At 73.5% G+C, this 25941-nt stretch carries 26 protein-coding genes and 1 riboswitch; of the genes, 16 read left to right on the forward strand and 10 right to left on the reverse strand.

The genetic code is table 11. The features are described 5' to 3' along the window. Positions 1-29 precede the first annotated feature (29 nt). From AAME72_RS05895 to AAME72_RS05915, 5 genes are all read left to right on the forward strand, one after another. A complete protein-coding gene (locus tag AAME72_RS05895; RefSeq protein WP_348789309.1) occupies positions 30-641 on the forward strand; it encodes a TetR/AcrR family transcriptional regulator in 612 nt (203 codons plus the stop codon). After that, complete coding sequence (locus AAME72_RS05900; protein ID WP_348789310.1) at positions 638-1540, forward strand: NAD(P)-dependent oxidoreductase; 903 nt, start codon at positions 638-640, stop codon at positions 1538-1540. The genes AAME72_RS05895 and AAME72_RS05900 overlap by 4 nt, the downstream gene beginning before the upstream one ends. Before the next feature lie 10 nt (positions 1541-1550). Beyond that, a riboswitch (TPP riboswitch) is annotated at positions 1551-1642 on the forward strand. Continuing rightward, positions 1634-2443 (forward strand): hydroxyethylthiazole kinase, encoded by an 810-nt coding sequence (thiM, locus tag AAME72_RS05905; protein WP_348789311.1) that lies wholly within the window; start codon positions 1634-1636, stop codon positions 2441-2443. It overlaps the preceding riboswitch by 9 nt. Continuing rightward, a complete protein-coding gene (gene thiE, locus AAME72_RS05910) occupies positions 2440-3084 on the forward strand; it encodes a thiamine phosphate synthase (protein ID WP_348789312.1) in 645 nt (214 codons plus the stop codon). The genes thiM and thiE overlap by 4 nt, the downstream gene beginning before the upstream one ends. Next, positions 3081-4658 carry a bifunctional hydroxymethylpyrimidine kinase/phosphomethylpyrimidine kinase gene (locus tag AAME72_RS05915; RefSeq protein WP_348789313.1) on the forward strand — a complete coding sequence of 526 codons (1578 nt, stop codon included), beginning with the start codon at positions 3081-3083 and terminating at the stop codon, positions 4656-4658. Before thiE ends, AAME72_RS05915 begins: the two co-directional genes overlap by 4 nt. On the opposite strand, the gene AAME72_RS05920 is transcribed toward AAME72_RS05915, so the two are convergent. Both AAME72_RS05920 and AAME72_RS05925 read right to left on the reverse strand, forming a co-directional pair. Continuing rightward, the gene (locus tag AAME72_RS05920; RefSeq protein WP_348789314.1) at positions 4564-4824 is read right to left on the reverse strand and encodes a hypothetical protein; all 261 of its coding nucleotides are present in this window, start codon (positions 4822-4824) and stop codon (positions 4564-4566) included. The two genes, AAME72_RS05915 and AAME72_RS05920, sit on opposite strands and share 95 nt — an antisense overlap. Then, positions 4821-5663 carry an NAD(P)-dependent oxidoreductase gene (locus AAME72_RS05925; protein WP_348789315.1) on the reverse strand — a complete coding sequence of 281 codons (843 nt, stop codon included), beginning with the start codon at positions 5661-5663 and terminating at the stop codon, positions 4821-4823. Before AAME72_RS05925 ends, AAME72_RS05920 begins: the two co-directional genes overlap by 4 nt. Positions 5664-5749: 86 nt before the next feature. On the opposite strand from AAME72_RS05925, the gene AAME72_RS05930 reads away from it, so the two are divergent. Then, positions 5750-7177, forward strand: coding sequence for a PLP-dependent aminotransferase family protein (locus AAME72_RS05930; RefSeq protein WP_348789316.1), 1428 nt, complete (start codon positions 5750-5752; stop codon positions 7175-7177). On the opposite strand, the gene AAME72_RS05935 is transcribed toward AAME72_RS05930, so the two are convergent. Next, positions 7140-7619: a PaaI family thioesterase gene (locus AAME72_RS05935; RefSeq protein WP_348789317.1), complete on the reverse strand. Its 480-nt coding sequence runs from the start codon at positions 7617-7619 to the stop codon at positions 7140-7142. The two genes, AAME72_RS05930 and AAME72_RS05935, sit on opposite strands and share 38 nt — an antisense overlap. A gap of 96 nt (positions 7620-7715) precedes the next feature. On the opposite strand from AAME72_RS05935, the gene AAME72_RS05940 reads away from it, so the two are divergent. Together AAME72_RS05940 and AAME72_RS05945 are read left to right on the forward strand one after the other, a co-directional pair. Beyond that, positions 7716-8288 (forward strand): ABATE domain-containing protein, encoded by a 573-nt coding sequence (locus AAME72_RS05940; RefSeq protein ID WP_348789318.1) that lies wholly within the window; start codon positions 7716-7718, stop codon positions 8286-8288. Next, complete coding sequence (locus tag AAME72_RS05945) at positions 8285-8920, forward strand: LysE family translocator (protein ID WP_348789319.1); 636 nt, start codon at positions 8285-8287, stop codon at positions 8918-8920. The genes AAME72_RS05940 and AAME72_RS05945 overlap by 4 nt, the downstream gene beginning before the upstream one ends. A gap of 6 nt (positions 8921-8926) precedes the next feature. Here AAME72_RS05945 and AAME72_RS05950 read toward each other — a convergent pair whose 3' ends face one another. Beyond that, positions 8927-9568: a TetR/AcrR family transcriptional regulator gene (locus AAME72_RS05950; RefSeq protein ID WP_348789320.1), complete on the reverse strand. Its 642-nt coding sequence runs from the start codon at positions 9566-9568 to the stop codon at positions 8927-8929. 52 nt (positions 9569-9620) lie between these two features. On the opposite strand from AAME72_RS05950, the gene AAME72_RS05955 reads away from it, so the two are divergent. The 5 genes from AAME72_RS05955 (at position 9621) to AAME72_RS05975 (ending at position 17492) form a co-directional block, all read left to right on the forward strand. After that, positions 9621-12089 (forward strand): hypothetical protein, encoded by a 2469-nt coding sequence (locus AAME72_RS05955; protein WP_348789321.1) that lies wholly within the window; start codon positions 9621-9623, stop codon positions 12087-12089. Positions 12090-12132: 43 nt separating this feature from the next. After that, positions 12133-13404: a DUF3089 domain-containing protein gene (locus tag AAME72_RS05960; RefSeq protein ID WP_348789322.1), complete on the forward strand. Its 1272-nt coding sequence runs from the start codon at positions 12133-12135 to the stop codon at positions 13402-13404. 64 nt (positions 13405-13468) lie between these two features. Then, complete coding sequence (locus AAME72_RS05965) at positions 13469-14791, forward strand: MFS transporter (protein WP_348789323.1); 1323 nt, start codon at positions 13469-13471, stop codon at positions 14789-14791. Between the two features lie 115 nt (positions 14792-14906). Further along, a complete protein-coding gene (locus AAME72_RS05970) occupies positions 14907-16781 on the forward strand; it encodes a DUF2207 domain-containing protein (protein ID WP_348789324.1) in 1875 nt (624 codons plus the stop codon). Between the two features lie 150 nt (positions 16782-16931). Beyond that, a complete protein-coding gene (locus AAME72_RS05975; RefSeq protein ID WP_348789325.1) occupies positions 16932-17492 on the forward strand; it encodes a hypothetical protein in 561 nt (186 codons plus the stop codon). A gap of 127 nt (positions 17493-17619) precedes the next feature. Here AAME72_RS05975 and AAME72_RS05980 read toward each other — a convergent pair whose 3' ends face one another. Then, positions 17620-18027 (reverse strand): VOC family protein, encoded by a 408-nt coding sequence (locus tag AAME72_RS05980; protein ID WP_348789326.1) that lies wholly within the window; start codon positions 18025-18027, stop codon positions 17620-17622. Positions 18028-18135: 108 nt separating this feature from the next. Between AAME72_RS05980 and AAME72_RS05985 the strand changes: the two genes are divergently transcribed. Further along, positions 18136-19182: a WYL domain-containing protein gene (locus AAME72_RS05985; protein ID WP_348789327.1), complete on the forward strand. Its 1047-nt coding sequence runs from the start codon at positions 18136-18138 to the stop codon at positions 19180-19182. Here AAME72_RS05985 and AAME72_RS05990 read toward each other — a convergent pair. The 3 genes from AAME72_RS05990 to AAME72_RS06000 form a co-directional block, all read right to left on the reverse strand. Then, positions 19124-21145, reverse strand: coding sequence for a DUF6807 family protein (locus tag AAME72_RS05990; protein ID WP_348789328.1), 2022 nt, complete (start codon positions 21143-21145; stop codon positions 19124-19126). The genes AAME72_RS05985 and AAME72_RS05990 overlap by 59 nt on opposite strands. A gap of 26 nt (positions 21146-21171) precedes the next feature. Continuing rightward, positions 21172-22545: an MFS transporter gene (locus AAME72_RS05995; RefSeq protein ID WP_348789329.1), complete on the reverse strand. Its 1374-nt coding sequence runs from the start codon at positions 22543-22545 to the stop codon at positions 21172-21174. A gap of 138 nt (positions 22546-22683) precedes the next feature. Further along, the gene (locus tag AAME72_RS06000) at positions 22684-23037 is read right to left on the reverse strand and encodes a PASTA domain-containing protein (protein ID WP_348789330.1); all 354 of its coding nucleotides are present in this window, start codon (positions 23035-23037) and stop codon (positions 22684-22686) included. Positions 23038-23184: 147 nt separating this feature from the next. Between AAME72_RS06000 and AAME72_RS06005 the strand changes: the two genes are divergently transcribed. Further along, complete coding sequence (locus tag AAME72_RS06005) at positions 23185-23532, forward strand: hypothetical protein (protein ID WP_348789331.1); 348 nt, start codon at positions 23185-23187, stop codon at positions 23530-23532. 82 nt (positions 23533-23614) lie between these two features. Continuing rightward, positions 23615-24511 (forward strand): glucose 1-dehydrogenase, encoded by an 897-nt coding sequence (locus tag AAME72_RS06010; RefSeq protein WP_348789332.1) that lies wholly within the window; start codon positions 23615-23617, stop codon positions 24509-24511. An 18-nt stretch (positions 24512-24529) separates the two neighbouring features. Here AAME72_RS06010 and AAME72_RS06015 read toward each other — a convergent pair whose 3' ends face one another. Both AAME72_RS06015 and AAME72_RS06020 read right to left on the reverse strand, forming a co-directional pair. After that, a complete protein-coding gene (locus AAME72_RS06015) occupies positions 24530-24895 on the reverse strand; it encodes an ATP-dependent DNA ligase (RefSeq protein ID WP_348789333.1) in 366 nt (121 codons plus the stop codon). 109 nt (positions 24896-25004) lie between these two features. Next, complete coding sequence (locus AAME72_RS06020; RefSeq protein ID WP_348789334.1) at positions 25005-25928, reverse strand: Ppx/GppA phosphatase family protein; 924 nt, start codon at positions 25926-25928, stop codon at positions 25005-25007. Positions 25929-25941: the final 13 nt, after the last annotated feature.

Consider the following 25941-nt stretch of genomic DNA (forward strand, 5'->3'; position numbering starts at 1 on the left):
TCGAGACGACGAGACGAGGAGGAAAGCCGATGCACGAGGCGCCCACCGCCGACGCCCCCGAGCGCAGGCGCGGACGACCCCCGGCGGCCGAGCGGGAAGGGCGGCGCGACGACATCCTGGATGCGGCCGTCCGGCTCTTCGTCCGGGACGGCTTCGAGCCGGTCACGCTCGACCGGATCGCCGCCGCGGCGCACGTGGCGAAGCGCACGATCTACAGCCGGATCGGCGACCGCACCGAGGTCTTCCTGGCCGCCGTCGAACGCCTCCGCGGGCGTGCGCTGCGCCTGTCTCCGACAGCCGGCCTGGAGGAACTCGCGCGGGCGATCGTGCTCACCCTGCACTCCGACGACGCCATCGGCCTGCACCGGCTCGCGATCGGCGAGTCCCATCGATTCCCCGACCTCGCCGTCCGCTTCTACGACGACGGCCCGCTCAGCTACATCGCGGCCCTGCGTTCGCGGCTGCCTGACGGCGAGGCCGACCGTGCGGAGGCGCTGTTCGCGCTGCTCCTCGGCGAGCCGCACCGCCAGCGCCTGCTCGGCCTGCGGCCCGCTCCGGATGCGCCCGCCGCCGCGGCGCACGCGCGCGCCGCCCTGAGCGCGCTCGGGCTGCCGGCCACAGAGCCGGAGGGCGGCCGATGAGCGCTCGGACGGTCGGCTTCATCGGCCTCGGGATCATGGGGGTCCCGATGGCGACGAACCTGGTGCGAGCCGAGTTCGACGTCGTGGTGTGGGCGCGCTCCGCAGCGCCGGTGGACGAGCTGGTGTCGGCCGGCGCCCGGGCCGCCGACGACGTCGCCGGTGTGTTCGAGGCCGCCGAGACGGTGATCCTGATGCTGCGCGACGAACCGGCCGTGGATGCGGTGCTCGCGCGGGGTACGCCGGCCTTCACCGCGCTGGTCGCCGACCGGACGGTGGTGCAGATGGGCACCTTCACGACGGCGTTCTCTACCGCGCTCGCGGCGGAGATCGCGGCGGCGGGAGGCCGGTACGTCGAGGCGCCGGTGTCCGGCTCACGCGGACCCGCGACCGACGCCACGCTGGTCGCCATGCTGGCGGGCGACTCGGATGCGGTGGCGCACGCGGAGCCGGTGGTCGCGACGATGTGCGCGCAGTCGTTCCGCTGCGGACCCGTGCCGAGCGCCCTGGCGATGAAGCTGGCCGTGAACACGTTCCTCATCACGATGGTGACGGGGCTGGCCGAGACCTTCCACTTCGCCGGGCGCAGCGGCGCAGACACCGAGGTGCTCCGCGAGGTGCTGAGCGCGGGCCCGATGTCCTCCGTCGTGTCCCGCGGCAAGGCCGACAAGCTCATCGACGGGGACCTGTCCGCGCAGGCCGCGATCGCGGATGTGCTGAAGAACGCCCGGCTGGCCGAGGACGCCGCCCGCGCCGCCCGCTCGGCGCATCCGCTCATCCGGGCCAGCAGGGAGCTCTACGAGGAGGCGGAGGCAGCAGGCCTCGGCGGACTCGACATGATCGGCGTCATCGCCGCGCTCGAGGAGCGCGCGGGGGCCGACCACGAGGAGTCCACCGCGTAGGGTGGAGTCCACACGTGACACGGGGTGCCCTGCGGGGCTGAGATCACACCCGTCGAACCTGATCTAGCTCGTACTAGCGAAGGGATGTCGCGCATGACGCGCACGCCGGAAAACCTGACCGACACCACCATCGAGACGTGGCAGGCGGTGAGAGCCGCCGGGCCGCTGGTGCAGTGCCTGACCAACGCGGTGACCACCAACTTCACCGCGAACGTGCTGCTCGCCCTCGGCGCGGCACCCGCCATGGTCGACATCCCCGGAGAGGCGGGGCCGTTCGCCGCCGTCGCGTCCGGGGTGCTGATCAACCTGGGCACACCGGCCGCCGAGCAGCGCGAGGCGATGCTCGAGGCCGCGCGCGCGGCCGGCGCCGCTGGGACGCCGTGGGTGCTGGATCCCGTCGCGATCGGCGTGCTACCCGTGCGCACCCGCCTCGCCGGCGACCTGCGCGCGCTGCGACCGGACGTGGTGCGCGGGAACGCGTCCGAGATCCTGGCGCTGGACGGCTCCGGCGCCGGAGGCCGGGGCGTGGATGCCGCGGACGCCGTTGACGACGCGGTCGCCGCGGGCCAGCGCGTCGCACGGGCGAGCGGAGGCGTCGTCGCGGTCTCCGGTCGTATCGATGCGGTGACCGACGGCGAGCGGGTCGTCCGGCTGGGCAACGGGCACGAGCTGCTGACGAAGGTGACCGGTGCCGGGTGCGCCCTGGGCGCGGTGATGGCCGCCTTCGCCGGGGTCGCCGAGGACCGGCTGGCGGCCACCATCGCCGCGATCACGGTCTACAACGTCGCCGCCGAGCGCGCGGCGGAGCGCAGCGCGGGGCCGGGCAGCTTCGCGGTGGCGTTCCTGGACGCGCTCGCCGGGCTCGACGCCGACACGCTGCGCGCACGGGCGGTGATCGCGTGAACGCCGATCTCTCCGTGTACCTCGTGACCGATTCCGGCGCGGCCGCCCGAGCCGGGCACGACGTCGTGGATGTCGTCCGTTCGGCGGCTTCCGGCGTGACGGCCGTGCAGATCCGTGAGAAGGACGCGACGGCGCGCGGGTTCCTCGACACGGTGCAGCGGATCTCCGCGGTGCTCCCCCGCGACGTCGCCGTCATCGTCAACGACCGCGTCGACGTCTTCCTCGCCGCACGGGCCGCGGGCGCCCGCGTCACCGGTGTGCACATCGGGCAGTCCGACCTCCCGCCCGGGGCGGTGCGCGCGCTGATCGGGCCGGACGCGGTGCTCGGGCTGAGCGCCTCGACGCCGGCGGAGCTTACCGCGGCGGCCGTGACCGGGGTCGTCGACTACGTCGGCATCGGCGCGCTGCACACGACCTCCACGAAGCGGGACGCCCCTCCCGCGCTCGGCCACGCCGCGTTCGCCCGGCTGGTGGCCGCGAGCCCGCTGCCCGCGGTCGCGATCGGCGGGGTGACGGCCGCCGACCTCCCCGCGCTGCGCCGCGCCGGCGCCGCCGGGGCCGCGGTCGTCTCGGCGATCTGCGCCGCAGACGACCCGGGTCGAGCAGCGCGGGAGCTGCGCACTCTCTGGGACGCCTCGTGATCCGGCAGGGACGGGCGGTGCCGCGGGTGCTCAGCATCGCCGGAACCGACCCGACGGGCGGGGCCGGCACCCAGGCCGACCTCAAGAGCATCGCGGCCAACGGCGGCTACGGCATGGCCGTCGTCACCGCGCTCGTCGCGCAGAACACGCAGGGCGTGCGATCCGTGCACGTGCCGCCCGTGGCGTTCCTGGAGCAGCAGCTGGACGCGGTCTCCGACGACGTCGAGATCGACGCCGTCAAGATCGGCATGCTCGCCACCGCCGAGGTGATCCGGGTCGTGGCCCGGTGGCTGGACCGCGTCCGGCCGCCGATCGTGGTGCTGGACCCGGTGATGGTCGCGACGAGCGGCGACCGGCTGCTTGAGCCGGACGCCGAGGAGGCGCTGCGAGCCCTGGTCTCGCGCGCGGACGTGGTGACCCCGAACGTGCCGGAGCTGGCCATCCTCGCGGGCGAGCCGGCGGCGACGACATGGGACGAGGTCCTCGCCCAGGCCCGACGCGTCGCCGCCGAGCACAGCGTGCGTGTCCTGGCGAAGGGCGGCCACCTGGACGGCGAGGCACTCATCGACGCGCTGGTGGAGCCAGAAGGCGTCTCCGGCCCGACCGTGACGGCGTTCCCCGGTGCCCGCATCCACACGAACAACACGCACGGGACGGGATGCTCGCTGTCATCGGCGCTCGCGACCCGCGTCGCAGCGACCGGGGACTGGACGCGCGCCACCGCGGAGTCGAAGCGCTGGCTCGCGGAGAGCATCCAGCACGGGGCCGAACTGGGGGTGGGCGCGGGCCACGGGCCGGTCAGCCACTTCGCCGGCCTCTGGGCCCGCGGCGGGACGACCGTCCCCGACCCCGCTGGGCTGGAGGCGCTGTGGTGGGCGGACATCGCCGACGTCCGCGCCGAGATCGACGCCCTGCCGTTCGTGCGGCGGCTCGGCGACGGCACGGTGAGTCGGGACGCATTCCGCTGGTACCTCGCGCAGGATGCCCTCTACCTGCGCGACTTCGCCCGCGCCCTGGCCGAGGCTGCGCGGCTCGCGCCGACGTCGGCGGAGCAGGCGTTCTGGGCCGGATCGGCACAGAACGCGATCGCCGAGGAGCTCCGGCTGCACGAGAGCTGGATCGGTGGGGAGACTCTCGCGGGCACCGCCCCAGGCCCGGTCACGACCGCGTACGTGAACCACCACCTGGCCGCCGCCGCGCGCGGCGACTACCGGGTGCTGGTCGCCGCGCTGCTGCCGTGCTTCTGGCTGTACCGGGACCTCGGGGAGCGGCTGCAGGCGCAGTCCCACCCGCAGCATCCCTACCGGTCGTGGCTGGACGCGTACGCGGACCCGGCGTTCGCCGAGGCGACACGGCAGGCGGTCAGGATCGTCACGCAGGCCGCGGCGGCGGCTGACGAACGGACGCGCGGGGCGATGCTCGACGCGTTCCGCCGGTCCGCCGTGCACGAGCGGGAGTTCTTCGCCGCGCCGCTGCCGGTCAGCTCGGCGGCTCGCCCCGGGGGCGGCCGGGACAGGCGGGAAGCGCCCAACCCCTCGTCGTCCAGTGCAGCAGCGGCAGCAGCAGCCAGTTGAGCACCGCGACCAGCAGGATGGCGTTGACGCACACCGTGACCGGATGCGGAAGCAGCCGGTCGGCGAGCGGCGCGAGGACGAGGTTCAGCAGGAGGCTGACGGGGAGGACGCCGGCGAGGGTGACGACCCCGCCGCGCCACGTCCCCGGCCGCAGCGGCGGTCTCACTCCTGCCCGAGCCGATCGCGCCAGCTCGGCTGCAGCAGGCGGACGCCGGCCTCCCGCATGCGCGCGTTGCTGACGGGCCGCCCGATGTCGCCGGTCGTGGTGACGGCGGTTTCCGGCGCTCCGAGCGCGCGGGCGAAGACGGGCACCCACGCGGTTCCCGGCGCGGGCTCGTCGTCGACGACGTTCCATGTCCCGGCCTCCCAGGCGAGTGCCCGGAGGGCCACGGCCGCGGCGTCCTCCACATGGACGAACGACCCCACCGTCTCGGTGGCGGGGAGTCGCCCCTCGCGGGCGGCGTCGGCCGTGCGGCCGTCGCGGGCGAACCACGTCCCCGGGCCGTAGAGCTGCCCGAACCGCAGGACGACGCCGATCGGCATCCGCCGCACCGCCTCCTCCAGTGCGACGACGCCCCGGATGGTCGTGCGCCGCGGCTCGGGCGCCTCGATGTCCAGGGGGTCGTCCTCGGTCGCCGGGCGCGTGCCGGAGGGGTACACCCACGAGATGCTCTCCGCCACCATCCGCTGCACACCGGCCGCGATCGCGGCATCGACGAGGTTCCGTGTGCCGGCCTCGCGCAGCCGGGAGTTGCTCGCCGGGTCGCCGCCGGCGAGGTCGGTGAGCAGGTGCACGACGGCGTCGGGGCGGGCCTCGGCGATCGCACCGGCCACGGCGGCCGCGTCGTACGCGTCCGCGACGACGGGCATCGCGCCCGACGACGAGACGATCTCGGCGCCCCGCGCCGAGCGCGTCATCCCCACGAGCCGGTGCCCGTCTTCCAGGGCGCGCCGGGTGAACGCACGACCGAGCACACCGGAGGCGCCCGCAACGAAGATCTTCATCTCTCTCCTTCTGTGGTGTCCGCCTCCAGGCTAGAAACCTCCTGGACCAGAAGACAGGGCCAGTGGGCGCGCAATACAGTGGTCCAGTGGACACGGTGCTCACGCTCGATCCTGCGCTGCCGAAACGGCGTGGCGTGGAGGAGGCGATCCGGCGGGCGGTGGAGACGGGGTCGCTCGCCGTCGGCGCCCGGCTGCCGTCCGCACGCGATCTGGCGGAGGACCTCGGCGTCGCCCGCGGGACCGTCGTCTCGGCCGTCGACGACCTGGTCGCGGAGGGTCTACTGGAGGCGCGGCCGCGCTCCGGTGTCTTCGTCGCCCGCGAGGCGGGAGCGGGCGTCGTCCCCGTCCCGACGGTTCCCGCGCCGCCGCCGCGCCTCGACCTGCGACCCGGCCGCCCGGAGTCCGGGTCGTTCCCTGCGACCCGCTGGGCCGCCGCGATGCGCAGAGCCGTGGCCGGCCTCCCGGCCGAGCCGGACGACGACGGAGCGGGCAGCGCGCGCCTGCGCTCCGAGCTGGCCGCCTACCTGGCCAGAGCCCGCGGCGTGCAGGCCGCCCCTGACTCGATCGTGGTGACCTCCGGGTACCGCTCCGCCGTCGCCGTCCTGGCGATGTCGCTCCGAAAGCGCGGCGCGGGGCACGTGGCGATCGAGGATCCGGCGCTGCCCGGCTCCGACACCGCGTGGCGGGCGCTCGGCTGGCGCGTGACCGACCTGCCGGTGGATGCGCGCGGCGCCCGGACCGACGCGCTCGACCTCACGATGGACGTCGCGGTGCTCACCCCTGCGCACCAGTTCCCGCTCGGCGGCGCCCTCGACGCGCAGCGCAGGCGCGACGCCGTGCAGTGGGCCCGCCGCGCCAGTGGTCTGATCGTGGAGGACGACTACGACGGCGAGTTCCGCTTCGACCGGCGGCCGGTCGCCGCGCTCCAGCGCGCCGACCCCGAACGCGTCGTCTACGTGGGCAGCGCGAGCAAGACGCTCGACACCCGCCTCCGGCTGGGCTGGCTGGTCGTGCCGCACGAGCTCGTCGCGCCCGTGCGGCACGCGACGCTCGCCCTCACCGGCGGTGTGCCGCTCCTGGACCAGCTCGCGCTCGCCGAGCTGATCGGCTCCGGCGACATCGAGCGCCACATCCGTCGGCAGCGCCGCGAGTACGCGCGCCGCCGAGAGTATCTGCAGGACGCCGCCGCGGCCGTCGGTCTGGCCCTCCCCGGCATCCCGGCCGGTCTGCAGGCCGTCATCCCTCTGCGCGACGGTCTCGGGCCGACCGCCGACCAGGACGGCGTGGTCAGGGCCGGCGGCCTCGTCACGCACGCGCTGCAGCGCTACACCCGCAGCCTCACGCGGCCGCCGGCGCTCGTCGTCGGGTTCTCGACACCGTCGCGAGCGGCATTCGAGCCGGCGATCGACGCGCTCCTCGGCGCGATCGGCGCCGCGCCTCTCCCGCACGGGGAGACGCCACCCGCCGGCCGGCCGGTCACCGCCCCGCCGCGGCCTCCCCGCGCAGGGTCATGACCGCGCTGCCGACGACCGCGACGACCTTGCCATCCTCACGCACGATCTCGCACTGATACTGGCTCACGGTGCGACCCGGATGCGTGCAGCGGGCGGTCGCGGTCAGCGGCCCCGACCAGGCCGGCCGCACGAAGCGCGCGCTCAGGTCGATGCTGGTGAACGACTCGCCCGGCGCGATGACGGTGGAGTGCGCCGTCCCGATCGCGGCGTCGGCGAGTTCGCACAGCAGGCCGCCGTGCACCGTGCCCTGCTGGTTGCCGTGCAGCTCGATGTCGGCTGCGATCCGCACCACGGCGAATCGCTCGTCCACGTCGACGACCTCGAGGCCCAGGAGGCGCGAGATGGCGGTCGGGTAGCGCAGGTGGGTGGTGTCCCCCGGTCGCAGGGTCCCCGCCAGCTGTCGCCGGAGGTACTCGAGCACCGGCAGCGTCGTCTCCGTCACGCATTCCTCCCCGGGGTCGGCAAACAGGCCACACGCTAACACGAGGGTGTGTAATGGTTTTTGCGCAACATCCCATGACAGGGTCATGATGTCGACGTGACGACACGCGCGCGCTGGACCTGGCTGGGCGACCACCTGGCCGTCGACTTCGCCAACACCACGATCGGCCTGGACGGCCGGCGCGAGGAGCTCATCGGCACGGTCGGCGAGTTCCGCGAGTGGATCGCGGCCGAGCCCGCGTGGCTGCCCGCCCTGGACGGCGACGCCATCGACCTGGAGCTGGTGCTGGAGCAGCGCGACGCCACGAGCCGCCTCCTGCGCTGCGCCGCCCTGCAGCAGCCACTCCCTCCCGGCGACGTGGAGCTGGTCAACGCCCGCGTGCGCACGGCCGGCGTCACGCGCCTGCTGACGTCCGCGCCCGGCAGGAGCCGCCTGGCCGCCGGCTCCGGTTTCGCGTCGCTGCTCGGCGTGCTCGCCGCGGCGACCGTCGACCTCCTCGCCCGCGAGGATCTGGCGGCGATCGCCGTGTGCGAGGCGCCGGGGTGCGGCCAGGTCTTCCACCGCTCGCGGCGCAACCAGCGGTGGTGCAGCCCCGGATGCGGCAACCGGGCGCGCGTCGACCGGCACCGCCACCGCAATCCCGTCGCCGGCGGCGGCCTCCCGCGATGATCGACCTCGCCGTCCTCCCGCTCTTCCTCCTCGCCAGCGTGCTGATCTGTGTCGCGCCCGGCACCGACATGGCGTACATGCTCGCGGTGGGCATCAGCGGAGGTCGCGGAGCTGCCCTGCGCGCGTCCGCTGGCGTAGCCCTCGGCGTCCTCGTCTACTCCGTCGCCGTCGCCGCCGGCACCGGCGCGCTCGTGCGGCAGTACCCGTGGACGCTGAACGCCCTGCGGCTGGTCGGGGTCGCCTACCTCGCTTGGCTGGCCGTCGGGGCGTTCCGCGACGCGCGGCGCGGGGCGTCCTTCGGGGCCGGCGCGCGGGAGGGCGCGTGGTTCCGCCAGGGGCTCGTCGTCAATCTCACCAACCCGAAGATGGCGCTGTTCTTCCTTGCGTTCCTGCCGCAGTTCCTCGGCTCGGCCACCTCCAGCGCCGCGCAGTTCATCGTGCTCGGGGTGTGCTTCATGGTGATCGGCTATGTGGTGGACACGGCGGTCGGCCTGCTCGCCGGCACCCTGCAGCGCCGTCTCGCGCCGACCTCCTCTGCCGCCAGGACGCTCAGCCTCATGGCCGGGATCGTCTACCTCTGCCTGGCGGCCGTGGTGGTGGGAGAGCTGGTGACGGCGCTCGGCGCGGGGTGACCGGGCTCAGGACGAGGGCCCGAGCGAGGCGACAAGGCCCTCCGCGAACTGCTCCGTCACCGCGACGATGTCCACATCGTCGGGGTCGAGCAGCCACTGGGTGTTGAGCCCGTCGATCACGGCCACCACCTCCGCCGCCTTGAGGGCCGGGTCGATGCCGGGGTCGAACACGCCGTCGCGCTGACCGTCCGCGATGAGACCCGCGACGATGCGGCGCAGCCGCCGGTACCGCGCGACGAAGTGGTCGTGGGCGACGGCGTCGCGCGGCAGGTTCTCGGCGACGAGGACGGCGAAGAGGCGGACGAGATTGGGGTCGGCGACGTTGCGGCGCGCGGAGGCCGGCAGCGCGCGGATCGCGTCGACGCCGCCGATCGCGGCGAGCTCCTCGGCGAACGCGACCGCGGCCCCGTCCCGGTCGTCGATCACCGCGTCCAGGAGCGCCTGCTTGCTGCCGAAGTAGTAGAGCAGGGCCTGCTGGGTGACGCCGACGCGCGCGGCGATGTCGGCGATGCTCGTGTCGCGGTAGCCGTTCTCCGCGAAGAGCTCGCTGGCGACGTGCACCAGCTCCTCGCGCCGCGAGTCCCCGCGTTCGGTTCCGCGGTGCCGGCCGCGGCGCGATGCGTCCGCCTTCTGGGTGCTCTCCGTCATCCCTCCATTGTGCCCGCTTGCATTTGACTTACCACTCGGTAAAAATAGCTACATGTCAACGACGCCCTGGCCGGACGCATGGACCGGGAACTGGATCTGGTCCGACCGCCCCGCCCTGGCCGGCCCCAGCCGCGAGCACCCCTACGGCGCGGCGGACCCCGCGCGCTTCGACACCCGGGTGCTGTTCCGCCGCACGCTCCGCCTCGACGCCGCCCCGCGAACCGCGCGGCTGCGCATCACGGCGGACTCGGACTACCGGCTGTTCGTGAACGGACGCGAACTCGGCTCCGGTCCGATCCGGCACGCGCCGCGGCGGATCGACTTCGACGAATACCGGCTGGACGGCGCACTCGTCGCCGGCACGAACGTGGTCGCGGTGATCGGGCGGTACCGCGGCCACCCCTCCCCCTGGTGGGAGCCGTCGCCGACCAGCTTCACGCTCGGCGGCGGCTCCCTGGCCGTGGAGGTGGCGGTGGACGATCGCGTCCTCGGCACGGACGCGGACTGGCGTGTGCAGGCGGCCGACGCGTGGACGCCCGCCCCACCGGCCGGATTCCTGGTCACCCAGCCGGAGGAGCTGCTGGACGCGCGCCTGCTCGACCCGGACTGGGCGCAACTCGGCTACGACGACAGCGGCTGGGCTCCGGCGACGGTGCTGCGCGAGCACTCCATCGTCGGGCCGACCGGCCGCACGACACCGGGCGGCGAGCCGTGGGGCGCGCCGCGGCGCAGCCCGGTCCCTGCGCTGACCGGCGACCGCTGCGTCCCCGCGGCCATCGCGGTCGCCGACGGCGGCCCGACGGCGTGGGACGGATCCGCGCTCGGCACCGCCCGGAGCCTCCTCTCCGCCCTGCTCACAACGCCACCGTCCGTCCCGGAGGGCGAGCCAGGCGACCTCATCCAACCGGTCGAGATCCCCTCCGGGCGACGCCTGCTCGTCGTCGACTTCGGCCGGATCGTCAGCGGCAGGCTCGAGCTGCGGTTCGACGCCCCCGCCGGGACCACCGTCGCGGCGTCGTTCCTGGAGGCGCCCACGTCCGCCGCGCTCGACTCCGCCGCCGTGCTCGGCTACATCTGCCGCGGGCACGACGACCGGTACAGGTCCTCCGAGCGGCTCGGCGGACGCTGGCTGGCGCTCCTCGTCGACGCGGGAACCGGCTGGCGGCTGGACGAGGTCGCCGTGCTCGAACGGCTCCGCCCCCGCGAGGCCGTCGACCCGTTCCGCTCCGACGACGCCCGACTTGACCGCATCTACGACGTGGCGCTGCGCACGGCGGACCTGAGCTCCCACGACGCGTACGTGGACTGCCCGACCCGGGAGCAGCGCGCCTGGACGGGCGACTCCGTCATCCACCAGTCGGTCGACTTCGCCGCCAACCTCGACTGGAGCCTCCCGCGCTTCAGCCCCCGGCTCCTCGCCCAGCCGCGCCAGGACGGCATCCTGCCGATGGTCGCCGCCGGCGACTTCGCCACCCCGGCCGTGCCCACCATCCCGGACTGGTCGCTGCACTGGATCCGCCAGCTGCAGCGCCTGCACCTCTACACCGGGGACCGCGCCGCCGTGGCCGAGCTGATGCCCGTGGCCGAGAACGTGCTGCGCTGGTTCGATCGCTTCGCCGCAGCCGACGGGCTGGTCGCCGATGTGCCCGGCTGGGTGCTCATCGACTGGTCACCGGTGCAGGTCGCCGGCCGCAGTGCCGCCCTGAACGCGCTCCTCGCCCGCGCCTTCCTCGACGTCGCCGAGCTCTCCGACGCGCTCGGCGACGCGGGGCGCGCGACCTGGGCCCGGGAGCGGCACGCCGCCATCGCGGCCGGCTTCGACGCGTTCTGGGACGAGCAGCGCGGCGCCTACCGGGACACCATCGCCGACGGCGAGCGCGGGCGATCGGTGAGCGAGCACACCGCGGCGGCGGCGATCTGCGCGGGCATCGTCCCCGAGCACCGGAGGGACGCGGTGCGCCGGCTGCTCCTGGACCGTGCCACCGTCTTCACCCGCAGCCCGCTCGCCGACCACGGCGCGGACGCGCTCGGCCCTGTGGCCGGCACTCCGGTCTCGGTGCGCGAGGCTCCCGACTGGGACACCGAACGGCTCACCGTCGGCGCGCAGCCGTTCTTCCGGGCGATCGTGCACGAGGCGCTCGACCTGCTCGGCGAGAGCGACCGGATCCCCGACCTCCTGCTCGACTGGGACGCACTGCTGGAGGGCGCACCCACCGCCTTCCGTGAGTGCTGGGAGGGCGGATCGTACTGCCACGGCTGGAGCGCAACCCCCGCCCGCGACCTGATCGTCTTCACCCTCGGCATCCGGCCCCTCGAGCCCGGCTGCACGCGGATGCGGATCGCCCCGCGACCCGGACGCCTCACCCGGGCGTCCGGCGCCGCGGCCACCCCGTTCGGCCCGTTACGCGTCGCCGTGGACGGCGACCGGGTCGAGATCGTCTCACCCGTGCCGTTCACGTTCGTGGACCGTGACGGCCGGGAGAGCGAGCACCCCGCGGGAGCCGCGACGACGCGGCTCTGACCCCTGTGCGCACCACCCGGTGCGCCGACGAAAGGAGGCGACGATGCCTTCCCCGCTCCTCGTGATCGCGGCGACCGCCGCACTGACGGCCGGCCTCGGCGTGGCACCCGCCGCGCCGCAGGCCGCCCTGTCCCTCACCTCTCCGCTCGCGCAGCCGGTGTGGCTCTGCCATCCCGGCGACCCCGCCTCGGCCTGCGGCGACGCGACCGGGCGATACCCCGACGGCACCTCGGTTCCGCTGTCGACGACCGTCGCCGCCGGGACCTCGACCACCGTCGTCCAGCCGGCCACCGGCGGTGAGCCACCCGTCGACTGCTTCTACGTCTACCCGACCGTCGATATCCTGCCGAACCCGGCGCTGATGATCGGCTCGGCCGCCCCGTCCGCCCGCGACGACGAGGTGGCCGTGCTGCTCGCCCAGATCGGGCCGCTCACCGGGCTGTGCCGTGTCTTCGCCCCGCTGTACCGGCAGAGCACACTCCTGCAGCTCGCCCTCAGCGGCGCAACCGGCGGCGATCCGTATCCCGGACCGGGCTTCGCGGACGTGCAGCAGGCCTGGGACGACTACTGGACCCACGACAACATCGATCCGGCCACCGGCGAGCGCCGCGGCGTCATCATCCTCGGCCACTCGCAGGGCAGCGTCGCGGTGGAGGAGCTGCTGCAGCACTCGGTGGACGGGAACGCGGCGGCCACGGCGCAGCTCGTGAGCGCCGTGATCCTCGGCGGCCAGGTCCAGGTGCCGATCGACGCGGCGGCGGGAGGAGGGTCCGACCCCGCCTCGACGTTCCAGCGGCTCCCGGTGTGCGGGCCGCAGCCGAGGGGCGTCCCGACGGGATGCGTCATCGCGTACTCGAGCTACGACCAGCCGTCCGGGCGCGCCCCGGTCTCAGGGAGCCTGGCGGCGAACCTCGACGCCGGCCACCGGATCGCGTGCGTCAACCCGAGCGCGGTGCTCAGCGGCGCCACGGCGGATGCCGCGACACCGCTCGACCCGATCCTGCCGACCAGGACGCTCGTACGCGGCAGCCTGATCGCCCCGAACGGCGCGCTCAGCCATCTGCTGATCGGATACACACTGCCCTCCGACCCGACCGGCTACCGCGCCGCCCCGGGCGCCCTGACCGGGCGGTGCGCGTTCGCCGGGGACGCGAACACGAACACCAGCTGGCTCCAGGTGGAGGATCCGGCCGGCATGCTCCCCGACACCTCGACCTCCGCGCTCGGGCTGCACGTCGTCGACTACAACGTCGACCTCGGCGGCCTCCGCGCGCTGCTCGCCGCGCAGACCGCGCAGTGGGCGCAGACCCGATGACCCCTCCCACCCGATGACCGCCTCCCGCCCGATGAGCCCCCAACCCGATGAAAGGAGACCTCCGATGACGGACCAGACCCCCGCGCCCGCCCCGCTCCCCGCCGCCCCCGTTCCCGCGCCGGACGACCTCCGCGACGAGGCCCCCACGGACCCGCAGGCGCGCAGACCCTGGCGGACGGCGTTCCTGGCCGGTATGGCCTCCTACCTCGACGCCGGGACGATCGTCGCGGTCAGCGCGAGCCTCACCGTGTGGAAGGGCCAGTTCTCGCTGGACGCCTGGCAGCTCGGGCTGCTCTCGGCCGCCCTCACCGTCTGCATCGGCATCGGCGCGATCGTCGGCGGCCGCATCGGCGACCGGGTCGGCCGCAAGCGGGTGTACTCGTTCGACCTGCTGCTCTACGCGTTCGGCCTGCTCTGGATCGTCTGCGCTGTCGTGCCGGGGATGCTGTTCATCGGGGTGGTCATCGTCGGGCTGGCGATCGGCGCCGACGTGCCGACCTCCATCACCGTGGTCGGCGAGACCGCGCCGGGCAAGCACCGGGGGCGCCTCGTCACCTTCACGCAGCTGCTGTGGGGCCTCGGTCCGCTGGTCGTCATCCTCGTGGTGCTGGCCGCGTCCGGCTTCGGCGAGTGGATGCCGCGGATCGTCTTCGGCCACCTCCTCGTCCTCGCCCTCATCACCTGGGCGCTGCGCCGGCGGATCGGCGAACCGGAGGCGTGGAGGAATGCACGCTCGACCGGCGCTGTCCGCGAGGGCGTCGGGGTGCTGTTCCGGGGCGGGCTGCTGAAGAGCACCCTCTTCATCATGGCGTTCTACGCCCTGCTGACCGTCGGGACGAACTTCTACGGCTCGTTCGGGCTGTACGCGCTGGAGACGGTCGGCGGCCTGCCCGGACCGACCGCGCTCCTGGTGTCCCTCATCGGAGTGCCCGTCATCCTGATCACCGTCCTGGCGATCATGCGCGCGATGGATGGGGCGGCGCGCCGCCCCATCTTCGTGGTCGGAGCTGTCGTGCAGGTCGCCGCGTGGATCCTGCCGCTGGTGCTCCCCGTCGGTGCCGGGACGCTGGTTGCCGCGTTCGTGACCTACGGCATCGGCACCACGATGGCGGGGGAGGCGCACTACAAGGTGTGGTCGCAGGAGCTGTTCCCGACGGAGCTGCGCAGCACCGCGCTCGGCCTGAGCTTCGGCGCGGCACGCATCGTGTCGGCGATCTCGCTGGTCTTCGTGCCCACCCTCCTCGCGTCGGGGCTGGCCGGGGTGTCGGTGCTGATGATCGTCGTGACCCTCGGCTCCGGCATCCTCGGCATCCTGTTCATGCCGCGCACGCGCGGGGAGTCCATCGAGGCGATCGACGCGCGTCTTCGCCTGACCTCCGGAAGGTGAACGCCGGGTTCCCTGGTGGCGGCACGGGCCGTGTCAGGATGGTTCCGTGCCGCCGGGAGGGCCGGCGGCCCGAGCGGACCGTCCCGTGGGGCGGAGGACGGCGGGGCAAGTGCTCGTGCACGGTCGAAACCTGGGGCGCGGTGGCCGAGCCGCACGGCTGATCGCCGCGATCGTCGCGGGTGCCGCGCTGCTGGCCGTCGGCGCGCCGGCGGTCGGGACCGCGGCGGCGGTACCGGCTGTGTCGGCGGCCGCTCAGGCCGCCTTCGCACCAACGGGCGTCGACGACTTCACGTTCGCGAGCTTCGACGGGGACTACCGGCTCGGGCGGGATGCGGAGGGGCACTCGACGCTGACCACCGTCGAGACGCTCGTCGCCCGCTTCCCGGAAATCGACCAGAACCACGGCATCCGGCGCAAGCTCGTCGAAGACTACGACGGTCATCCCACCGACCTGAAGGTCGTGTCGGTGACCGACGAGAACGGCACGCCCCGTCACTACGAGAGCGAGTCGGACGACGGCATCCTCTCGCTGACCATCGCGGCGGACGGCTACGTGCACGGCGACCAGACCTACGTCATCACCTACCGGCAGACGAACGTCACGCGGTACTTCGCCGACACCGGCCTCGACGAGTTCTACTGGGACACCAACGGGACGGCGTGGGCGCAGCCCTTCGACCGCGTCACCGCCACCGTCCGCCTCGGCGCCGGGCTCGCCGACGCCCTGCAGGGCGAGGCATCCGCGTATCGGGGCGCGCAGGGCGCCACCGACAAGGCGGACGTCGAGCGGACCGACGGCGGGTTCCGCTTCTCGGCGGACCGGCTCGGCCCCGGTGAGAACCTCACGTTCGCGATCGGCTTCGCGCCCGGCACCTTCACCCCGCGCGCGGACGGGCTGTTCGACACCGGCTGGGGCTGGGCCGCGGCGGCCGGTCTGCTGCTCGGCATCCTCGCGCTGATCGGCGGGATCGTCGTGCGGGTACGCCTGCTGCGGGATGCGCCGGGTCGCGGCACGATCATCCCCGAGTACGTGCCGCCGGCCGAGGGCCTGCTGCTCGCTGCCGACGTGACCGGACGCAGCAAGAAGGCGGTCGCCGCGCAGACGCTCGACCTCGCCGTGTCGGGCCGGGTGCGCGTGCTGCAGAGCACGGGGTTCCTCGGCCGCGACAGGTACACGCTCGAGTTCGTCTCGACGGAGGCGACGGGGCGCCAGGCGCTCCGCGACCCGCGCCCCACCGCCGATGAGCTGCAGTTCCTGACGGCGCTGTTCGGGGAGTCGCCGGCGCCGGGCGCGACGCTGGAGCTCGGCTCGTCCAACTCGCGCGTCGCGCGCGGGATCGCCGCCCTTCTGAAGCGGGTGCACAAGGACGCGACGGGATACGGCTACCGCACCACCGGCCCGCGCGGCCCGGTCCGCGCGGTGTTCTTCACCGCGCTGGCGGCAGCCCTGCTCGGGGTGGTCGGCGCGGTGTTCTGCATCGTCGGGGTGTTCGGCGGCGCGCTGCCCTTCATCATCCTCGTCGGCTCCGCGCTGCTGTTCATCGCCACCGCCGTCCTCATCTCGCGGTCGCCGCTGACCGGCAAGGGCACCCTGCTGCGCGAGTACGTGGACGGGCTGCGCATGTACGTGCATCTCGCCGAGGCCGACCGCATCCGCTACCTGCAGTCCCCGCAGGGCGCCGAGCGCGTGCCCGTGGCGGTGGGCGACCCGCGCGAGATGCTGAAGCTCACCGAGCGGCTGCTCCCCTGGGCCGTGCTGTTCGGCGACGAGAAGCAGTGGCTGGACGAGCTGGGACGGTTCTACGAGCAGACCGGCGAGGCGCCCACCTGGTACTCCGGCCAGACCGCGTTCAACGTGGCGGTGCTCTCGCAGGTGGTCAGCGGGATCTCCTCCAGCACGACGATCGCCAGCAGCTCGTCCTCGGGCGGCACCGGGGGCGGCGGCTTCTCCGGCGGCGGGGGCGGCGGTGGCGGGGGCGGCGGCGTCTAGCCTGCCCACGAGTACTCAGAGGGGACGGGACGCGCCGAGCGCCCCGAGACGGAGCGGCGTGTCGCGTCCCCTCCGGCCGCCCTCACGCTGCGACGGGTGTCCGCACCGGCCCTCTCCCCGCCGCGCGGCCGTGGAGCTACCATCGCGCGCGTGAACATCGAAGAGGATGGACGCCCCTCCGTACCCGATCACGTGCGTGAGGTCATCGGTGAACTCGAGGCGGGACGGAACCGGTGCATGACGCACGGGGCGGCACTGTCGCGCTGGTCCTACTTCTGGAGCGTGGTGCTGGTGGCCATCGGTGCGCTCGTCGCGGCCCAGGGCGCCTTCGTGAAGATCTCCGGAAACGCCGGGTGGGTGACCATCGTGTTCATCGTGCTGGGCGTGATCACGTCGGCGGGCACCGGGTTCAACTCGTACTTCAAACCGGGCGAACGATCGCCGAAGCTCACGCGGGTCGGCCTGGACTACGAGCGGAGCCTCACCGCACTGACCAGGCGGCTCGAGAAGGCGGAACGAGGTCTCGACCCGAAGGCGTCGAAGAGCGTCTCGCGCTACACGGCGACGATGGATGTGCTGCTCTCCGACGCGGACGCCGAGCTCGACCGCCTGCAGCGGGAGGAACTCGCCGTCTACGTCGCCGGCCCGACCCGGCTGAAGAGGTCGGTCGCCGCGCGGGTGCGAGCCGAGAAGCACCGGTCGACGCGCTGACGCGACCGCTGGAGCGGGCGGGCGCGGCCGGAGGGGACGCGACAGGCCGCGTCGGCGGACGGCCAACGGCGTGTCGCGACCCCTGAACGGCCCGGGCGGCCCCGGCGGACGAGGCCCGGCCACCGGCCTAGCCGGCGATGTCCAGCACCCAGGTGATGCCGAAGCGATCGGTGAGCTGGCCGTACAGCGGCGCCCACTGCGCAGGGCCGAGCGGCTGTTTCACGGTCGCGCCGTCGGCGAGCGCGTCCCAGTAGCGCTGCAGCTCCCCCGCGTCCTCGCCGCGCACGGAGACGAAGAACGGGTCCTGGCCGCGCTCCAGCGGCAGCTGCGGGTAGACGTCGTACGCCATGATGTGGAAGCCCGCGTCGGAGACGACCTCGCCCCAGACGACGTGGTCGGCGGTCGCCGGGTCCGGGATCCCCATGTCGGCGTAGCTCGCGATGGTGACCCGGCCGCCGAAGACGGACCGGTAGAACTCGAGCGCCGCGCGCGCGTCGCCGCGGAAGTTCAGGTGGGTGGTGACGGTGATGGACACGGGGTCCTCCTCTGGTTCGGTTGCGGCCGGGCGGGTCCGCCGGTCGTGAGACGAGCCTCTCGCCAGTAGCGGCCAGAGCGCGTCCGCTACTCGAGGCAGAATGGACGCATGGCCGGATCGCCCTCGCGGATGCTGACACTGCTGTCGCTGCTGCAGACGCGCAGGGACTGGCCGGGTCCGGTGCTCGCCGAACGTCTCGACGTGAGCGACCGGACGCTGCGGCGCGACGTCGGCCGGCTCCGCGAACTGGGCTACCGGATCACGGCGATCAAGGGTCCCGACGGGGGCTACCGGCTGGATGCCGGGACGCAGCTGCCGCCGCTGCTCTTCGACGACGAGCAGGCCGTGGCGCTCGCGCTGGCGCTGCAGACGGCGGCCTCGGCGGGGACGGCGGAGTCGGACGGCGCTCTCCGCGCGCTCGCCACCGTGCGCCAGCTGCTGCCGGGCCACCTGCGCAACCGCATTGACGGCGTGAGCGTCGTCAGCGTGTCCTCCACGCGGGCGGCGCCGCCGCCTCCGGACGTCGTGGTCGCCGTGAGCGCCGCGGTCGAGGCGCACCAGGTGCTGCGGTTCGACTACCTGTCGTCCGGGCGCGCGACCGGCGACGCCGTGCGGCACCGCGTCGAGCCGCACGGCGTCGGCTTCAGCGGCGGCCGCTGGTACCTCGTCGCCTGGGAGCCGGACCTCGGCGACTGGCGGGTGTTCCGCCTCGACCGGATGACGCCGCGGCTCCCCGCCGGGCCGCGCTTCGAGCGCCGCGAGCTGCCGGGCGGCGGGGTGCGGGACTTTCTCGACGCGCGCTTCCGCGGCTCCGAGCGCGCCGGGGTGTGGCCCTGCGTCGGCGAGGCGGTGCTCGCCCTGCCCGCGCGGGCGGTCGCACCCTTCGTCGAGGAGGGGACGGTCGAGGAGCTGGGCCCGGACCGGTGCCGGCTGACCATCGGCTCCTGGTCGTGGCCGGCGCTTGCCGCAGCCCTCGGCCGCTTCGACGCCGCGATCACGGCGGCGGCGCCGGCGGAGCTGCGGGAGGCGTTCCTGCTTCTGGCCGGCCGGTTCGAGCGCGCAGGGTCGGAATCGGAGGACGGGGAGGAGGCTCCCGCTACGACGCCGAGGCCGTCAGCAGGCGCGCGTCCCCGACGGTCAGCTCCCGGTCGCTGACCACCACGGCGAGGGTGCGCGTCACCGGAGCGCCCGGTCCGATCCGCAGCGGGGCGTCCCACGCCAGCGCCGACCCGACGCCGGGATACTCCGCGACCCGGACGAACCAGGGGTCGTCCGCCTCGGAGGGAGCCCCGAACAGCACGCTCCGCCGCGCTCCGTCGAGGACGGACGTCCAGAGCAGCCACGGCGCGCGGACGCCGTTCACCGCCGACTCGCCCTGCGCATCCCGCGTCCGCACATCGACGTCGGCGGACGGCGCGAACCGCCAGAAGAAGCCGCCGTAGCCGGCATCGGGCCGGCCAAGCGAGCCCGGGCTGTCGAGCGTCACCGGGCCGCCTGCAGCGTGCAGCTCGAAGCGCAGCCCGAGCCGCCACGTGTCGCCGTCGATCGCCTCCCAGGTCCACGTGCGGCTCTCGTGCACCAGGGGCGAGCCGTCCGCGCCGAGCCACTCGAGCCGTTCGCGCACGGTGCCGGGCGCGTTCTCCCCGGCCAGGATCCGGATGCGTCCGTGGGTCCGGCCCCAGCGGTAGCCGCCCGCGCTCGGCCGGTAGTCCGGCCCGCCCCACAGGTTCGCGGCAGGGCCGTCCACCCGCACGCTCGGCATGGCGACGCCGGCGCCGAGGTGCCACGGATGATCGAGCGGAAAGGCGTCCGTCAGCACCGCCCCCGCACGCGTGCGCACCGGGTGCAGGTACGGCCGCGGCGAGAGGGAGGCGGCGAGCGCCTCTCCGGTGCGGAGCACCGCGACCGCGTCCCTCCCCGCGTCCTCGCCGACGGCGAACGCCGCACCCGCCGGCTCGGCACCGTCCCGTCCGTCGACCGCCCAGGGCAGCCCCAGCTCGGTGAACGTCGCCTCGGCGGCGCACGCGCGGGCGATCGCCTCGGCGACCCCGGGGATCACGATGCGCTCGTCCGCTCCCCAACCGACGCTCTCGACGAACCGCTCCGGGATGGGATGCGGCTCCGCAGCGGTGCGAATCGCCTCCAGCACCGCCATGTAGCCTTCCGTGTCGCCGAGGGCGCAGAGCAGCTCGGCACCGTGCTCGCGCGCGTCGAGCAGGTTCTCGAGCAGGTCGGTGCGGCCGAATCGCTCGACACGATCTCCGCCGTGCGCATCCACGATCCGCACCTCGTCGATCACGTAGGAGAAGGTGGCCGTCGCCTCGGAGCCGTGGATCGTCACGAACGGCTCGGCCTCGTTGTCCGGGCCGCAGAGCGTCAGCGCGCAGGTGACGTCCGGCTGCGGAGCCGGTCGTCGCAGCCGCACCACGGTGGTGTCGTCGCTCTCGACGGGGTTGGCGCGGTGCAGGTCCACGTCGATCCAGTCCACGACGCCCGGGTCCTGGGCGCCGGCGACCGTCATCGCCGTGATGACCGCGTGGGCGAACGCGTTGGTGGCGACACCGTCCACGACGTCGATGCCGTCCAGCGTGCGCCTGCCGGCCCAGCGCGAACGCGTGAAGTAGCCGTGGCTGCGCGACCAGACGCCGGCGGCGGTGACGGCGCGCACGTCGCCGAACGCGCCGTCAGCGAGCGCCGACCGCAGCCACGGCACGGCGTGGGAGCCGAGGCTCTGGAAGCCGACCTGGACGAGCCTGCCGGCCGCCGCCGCTGCCGCGCTCAGCCGCTCGAACTGGGCGAGGGAGGTGACCGGCGGCTTCTCCAGGTAGAGGTCGGCGCCGGAGGCGAGCACCCGCTCCGCGAGCTCCAGGTGGGTGTGCAGCGGGGTGGACACGATGACGACGTCGAGGTCGCGCTCGGCCGCGAGCAGCGCATCCAGGTCGGCGTGGACATGCACGTCGGCGGCGAGCTCGCCCGGTGCGAACGGAGCGGGCTCGGCCACGGCGACGAGCCTCGCGCGGCCGAGCCCGGCGAGGCGGGCGAGGTTGCGGCGGTGGATCTCGCCGAAGCCGTGCGCACCGACGAGTGCGACGCGTGCCGGACCGGTGCCTTCGCTCACGGCCACTTCCTCCCGTCGCATCCCGCTCAGGCCTGGCGGGTGCGCGCCTCTCCGCGCTCGGCTCGCTGCCGCTTCGCCGGCACCTGCTCGAGCTCGTCGAGCGCCAGCTTGGCCGTCTCGCGCGAACGCCAGGCGGCGAAGGCCGAGATCAGCGAGAACACCAGCGTCAGCGCGCCGATGACCAGCGGCACCGATGCGCTCCCGGGAGGGGCGATCGCGGTGAAGATGCTGGGCAGGAACCCGGTGAGGAACAGCGCGATGTTCTGCGACACCGCGAAACCGGTCACGCGCGTGCGGGTGGGGAACAGCTCCTGGAAGAAGCTCGCGAAGGTCGCGTTCCACATCTGGTACAGGATGCCGAAGATCAGGATCGCCAGCAGGATCGTCAGCGGCACGTTGTTCGATCCGACCACGAACAGGTAGGCGAAGGAGAGGATGCCCGCGCTCAGCGGTCCGAAGATCATCAGCGGGCGCCGGCCGATGCGGTCGGAGAGCCGGCCGAAGAACGGGATCAGGATGATCGCTACGATGTTCGCGATGACGGGGATCCACAGGTACACCGACGGGCTCATCTTCACCCCGTACGCCGGCTGGGTCGCGTAGGCGGTGCCGAAGACGACCACGGTGACGCCGATCACGTTGGCGAGGCCCATGCACACCGCGCGGAACACCGTGCCGCCGTTCTCGCGGAACAGCTGCGCGACGGGGACACGCGGAACCCGCGCCTCCTTCGCCTCCCGGCGGAAGGCGGGCGTCTCCTCGACGCGGCTGCGGATGATCAGCCCGGCGACGATGACGACGACGCTCAGCAGGAACGGGATGCGCCATCCCCACGCCTGGAAGGCCGCGGGCGAGAGGTAGGTCGACAGCGGGATGAAACTCGCCGAGGCGAGGATGCTGCCGGCCTGGGTGCCCTGCAGGCTGAAGCTGGTGAGGAATCCGCGCCTGCCTTCCGGCGCGTGCTCGACGATCATCGCGCTGGCGCCGCCGAGCTCGCCGGCGACTGCGAAGCCCTGGATGAGCCGCAGTACGACCAGCAGGATCGGCGCGAGCACGCCGACCTGCCCGTACGTCGGCAGCAGGCCGACCAGCAGCGTCGAGATGCCCATCACCATCATCGCCAGCACCAGGATGCGCTTGCGTCCGTACTTGTCGCCGAAGTTGCCGAGCACGAACGCGCCGAGCGGCCGGGCGACGTAGCCGACCCCGTAGGTCGCGAGGGAGGCGATCAGGGCGACCGCCGGGCTCTCGCTCGGGAAGAAGACCTGCGGGAACACCAGCGCGGCCGCTGCTGCGTAGATGGAGAAGTCGTAGTACTCGAGAGCGCTGCCGACCCATCCGCTCATGGCGGCGCGCCGCGGCATCCGCCTGGCCTCCGCCGAGGTCACGTCTTCGGACATCATCGTCTCCTGTCGTCGTCGACTGTACGTGGGGTAAGCGCTTTCCAGAACGCCTGCGGTCGATGGTAGCCGTGAATCGATTCAACGTCAACACATCGCCCACGCGCAGACTGGTCGACGACCGGTCGCGACCTGCCGTCACGGCGCCGTCGACGCGGCGTGTCGCGACCGGTCACCGAGGCTCAGAGTGACGACCCGGCCGACGCGGGCGGTGCTGCCGCCGGCCGGATCCTCGCGCACGACCAGACGCGACGGCGACGCGCTCACGGGATCGCCGCGTTCGCCGACGAACACGACGCGGTACCCGGCCGACCTCAGGATGCGGCCCGCAAGATCCGCGGGCTTCCCGACGACGTCAAGCAAGGCCCGTTCCGGCTCCGCGCGGGGCGGCGCGGCGACCGCGCATCCGGCCAGCCCGCCGCTCAGTCCGGCGCCGACCGCCACCAGCACCGCGGCCGCCGCCGCGCGCCGCACAGCCGCCGAGAACTCCATGCCGCGCATTCAGCGTCCCGGCCGCGCCGACCCTCAACCCCCTTGCGCAGCGGGCGAGACGGGGATTGCATCCACAGCGTCCGGGACGTCCACGGCGTCCGGAGCGTCCGGGACTCTCGAGACGATCGAAGGGAAGAGGCATCAGGCATGACCGTGAAGCTTAACCGCAAGGCGCTGGAGCACGCGCGCTCCCTCGTGGACGGCAGCCGGTTCGTCCGCGACGAACGCGACGACTGGAGCGAGCACGCCCCGAGCGCGAAGGACGAGAACGACTTCATCGAGAAGCACGGCTGGGACGAGTACGCGCTCTGGCACCTGGGCGAGGATCCGGACGCGAGCGAGGAGACGAAGGGACGCTACAGCTTCCCGTACGGCGACTTCCGCCGCGTGCACCGTTGCGCCGTCATCTCGCTCGAGAGCCGTGCGGCGCAGAACGACCACGACGACATCGCCCGCGAGACCAAGAAGCTCCTGGAGCGGATCGACGGGGACTGAGCAGGATCGACGGACGGTACCCCCGCTCGCCCCGATCCGCAGCCCCCTGACGCGTGCGCGCAACAGGGCTACGGATGGAGGCATGCCAGAGAACCAGTACAGCTTCGACAACCCCGTCGACCGCTACCCGCACATCCACCCGCCGACGGAGCAGGTGCCGGAGCCGGGCCGCGACAGCGAGCTCGACCCGCCCGCCGACCACGGAGAGGACAACTACCTCGGTCACGGCAGGCTGGCCGGGCGGAAGGCTCTCGTCACCGGCGGCGACTCCGGGATCGGCGCGGCGGTCGCGATCGCGTTCGCACGGGAGGGCGCCGATGTCGCGATCGTCTACCGGCGGGAGGAAGAGGTGGATGCGCAGGCGATCGCGGAGCAGATCCGTGCCGCCGGCCGCACCGCGCTCACGCTCCCGGGCGACCTGACGGAGCGCGCGTTCAGCGACGAGGTGGTGCAGCGCACGGTCGCGGAACTCGGCGGCATCGACATCCTCGTCAACAACGCGGGCAAGCAGATCTTCTCCACCGACCTCGCGGAACTCCCGGACGAGCAGTTCGATGCGACGATGAAGACGAACGTCTACGCGATGTTCTGGCTCACCAAGGCGGCGCTGAAGCACCTTCCCGCCGGCGGGACGATCATCAACACCACCTCCGTGCAGGCCTACCTCCCCGGTGAGCAGCTCGTCGACTACGCGACGACCAAGGCGGCCATCAACGCGTTCACCAAGGCCCTCGCGCAGCAGCTCGCCCCGAAGGGGATCCGCGTGAACGCCGTGGCGCCCGGCCCGATCTGGACTCCCCTGCAGCCGAGCGCGGGCCAGCCGCCGGAGAAGCTGCCCGACTTCGGCTCGCAGACCCCGCTCGGCCGGCCAGGGCAGCCTGCCGAACTGGCTCCGGCGTACGTCTTCCTCGCCTCCCCCGAGTCCAGCTACGTGGTCGGCGAGACGCTGGCCGTCACCGGCGGGATGCCCACGCCCTGACGGCGGACCTCCGCGGCGTCAGCCCCGCACCGTCGGCGCCAGGTGCGGGGCGGCCGCCGCCACGCCGAAGCAGCGCCCGGCGACCTCGGGCTTGCCGTCCTCGTCCACGACGACGAGTCCCGTCGAGCTGCCTGCGGAGTCGGCGAGAAGCTCCACCCAGTCCCTGTCGACGGCGGGCACCCGCGAGCCCGAGAACTTGAAGTAGAGCGGGATGGACGGGTCGAGCCAGATGGTGGAGCGGCCGTCGCCGACCTCGGCGGCGTCGCGCCACGACATGGCGAAGCTCTCCCGGCGGCGGAGCTTGTTGACGATGACGATCTGGAGGTGCAGCAGCAGCCGGTCCTCGAATTCGATGACCATCGAGTCGTAGGTGAGCGAGCCCATGGCGGATCCTCCCTCGGGTCGCGTTAAGCGCAAGTGTGATCCTGTTCGCGCACGAAGTCGAGGGCGGCCCCGCGACTCACAGGCTGCGCCGCCGTGCGCGGCGCCGGTCTCAGTCCAGGTGGTCGAGGTAGCGCAGGATGACTCCCTCGCGGAGTGCCCAGGGGCAGACCTCCAGCTCGTCGACGCCGAATGCGCGCATGGTCTCGCGGAGCACCACACCGCCGGCGACGATCTGGAACGTGCGGTCGGCGGTGATCCCCGGCAGCGCGGTGCGCGCCTCCGCCGGGATGCGGCCGAGCCGCGGCACCCAGTCGGCGAGCTCCGAGCGCTTGAGCGTCGCGCGCTCCGAGCCGCCCGGCCTCGCCGATGTCGATCCCGCGAGCCGTGCGAGCGAGCGGATCGTCTTCGACGTGCCGATGACGTGCTCGTCGCCCCTCCGCTCGAAGCCGGCGACCGCGTCCCGCAGCACCGTCCTCGCGTGCTCGCGGAGCGCATCCACCTGGTCGTCCCGCGGCGGATCGTCGTGCAGGAAGCCGATGGTGCTGCGCCCTGCACCGAGCGGAACGGACACCGCGACGTCCGGGTACTCGTCGACGCCCGCCGCGATCTCCAGCGACCCGCCGCCGATGTCGAAGAGCAGGATGCGACCGGACGACCAGCCGAGCCAGCGGCGCACCGCGAGGAACGTCAGCCGCGCCTCGTCGGCGCCGGAGAGCACCTGCAGCTCGACGCCCGTGGTGTCGCGGATGCGTTCCAGCAGGGCGGGGCCGTTCGTCGCCTCCCGGATCGCCGACGTGGCGAACGGCAGCAGTTCGTCGATGCCCTCCTCGTCGGCCACGACGATGGCGGAGGCGATGGCCTGGAGGATGGCGTCGCAGCCCTCGTCGCTGATCGCGCCCTCGGGGGTGATGTAGCGCATCAGCCGCAGCACCGACTTGTGCGTCGCGGCCGGGATGGGTCTCGCGCCGGGGTGCGCATCCACGACGAGGAGGTGGATGGTGTTGGATCCGACGTCGAGGACTCCGAGGCGCACGGTCAGAGAATAG

It is taken from the genome of Leifsonia sp. NPDC080035 (genome assembly GCF_040050925.1).
In the GTDB taxonomy this organism is placed as follows: domain Bacteria; phylum Actinomycetota; class Actinomycetes; order Actinomycetales; family Microbacteriaceae; genus Leifsonia.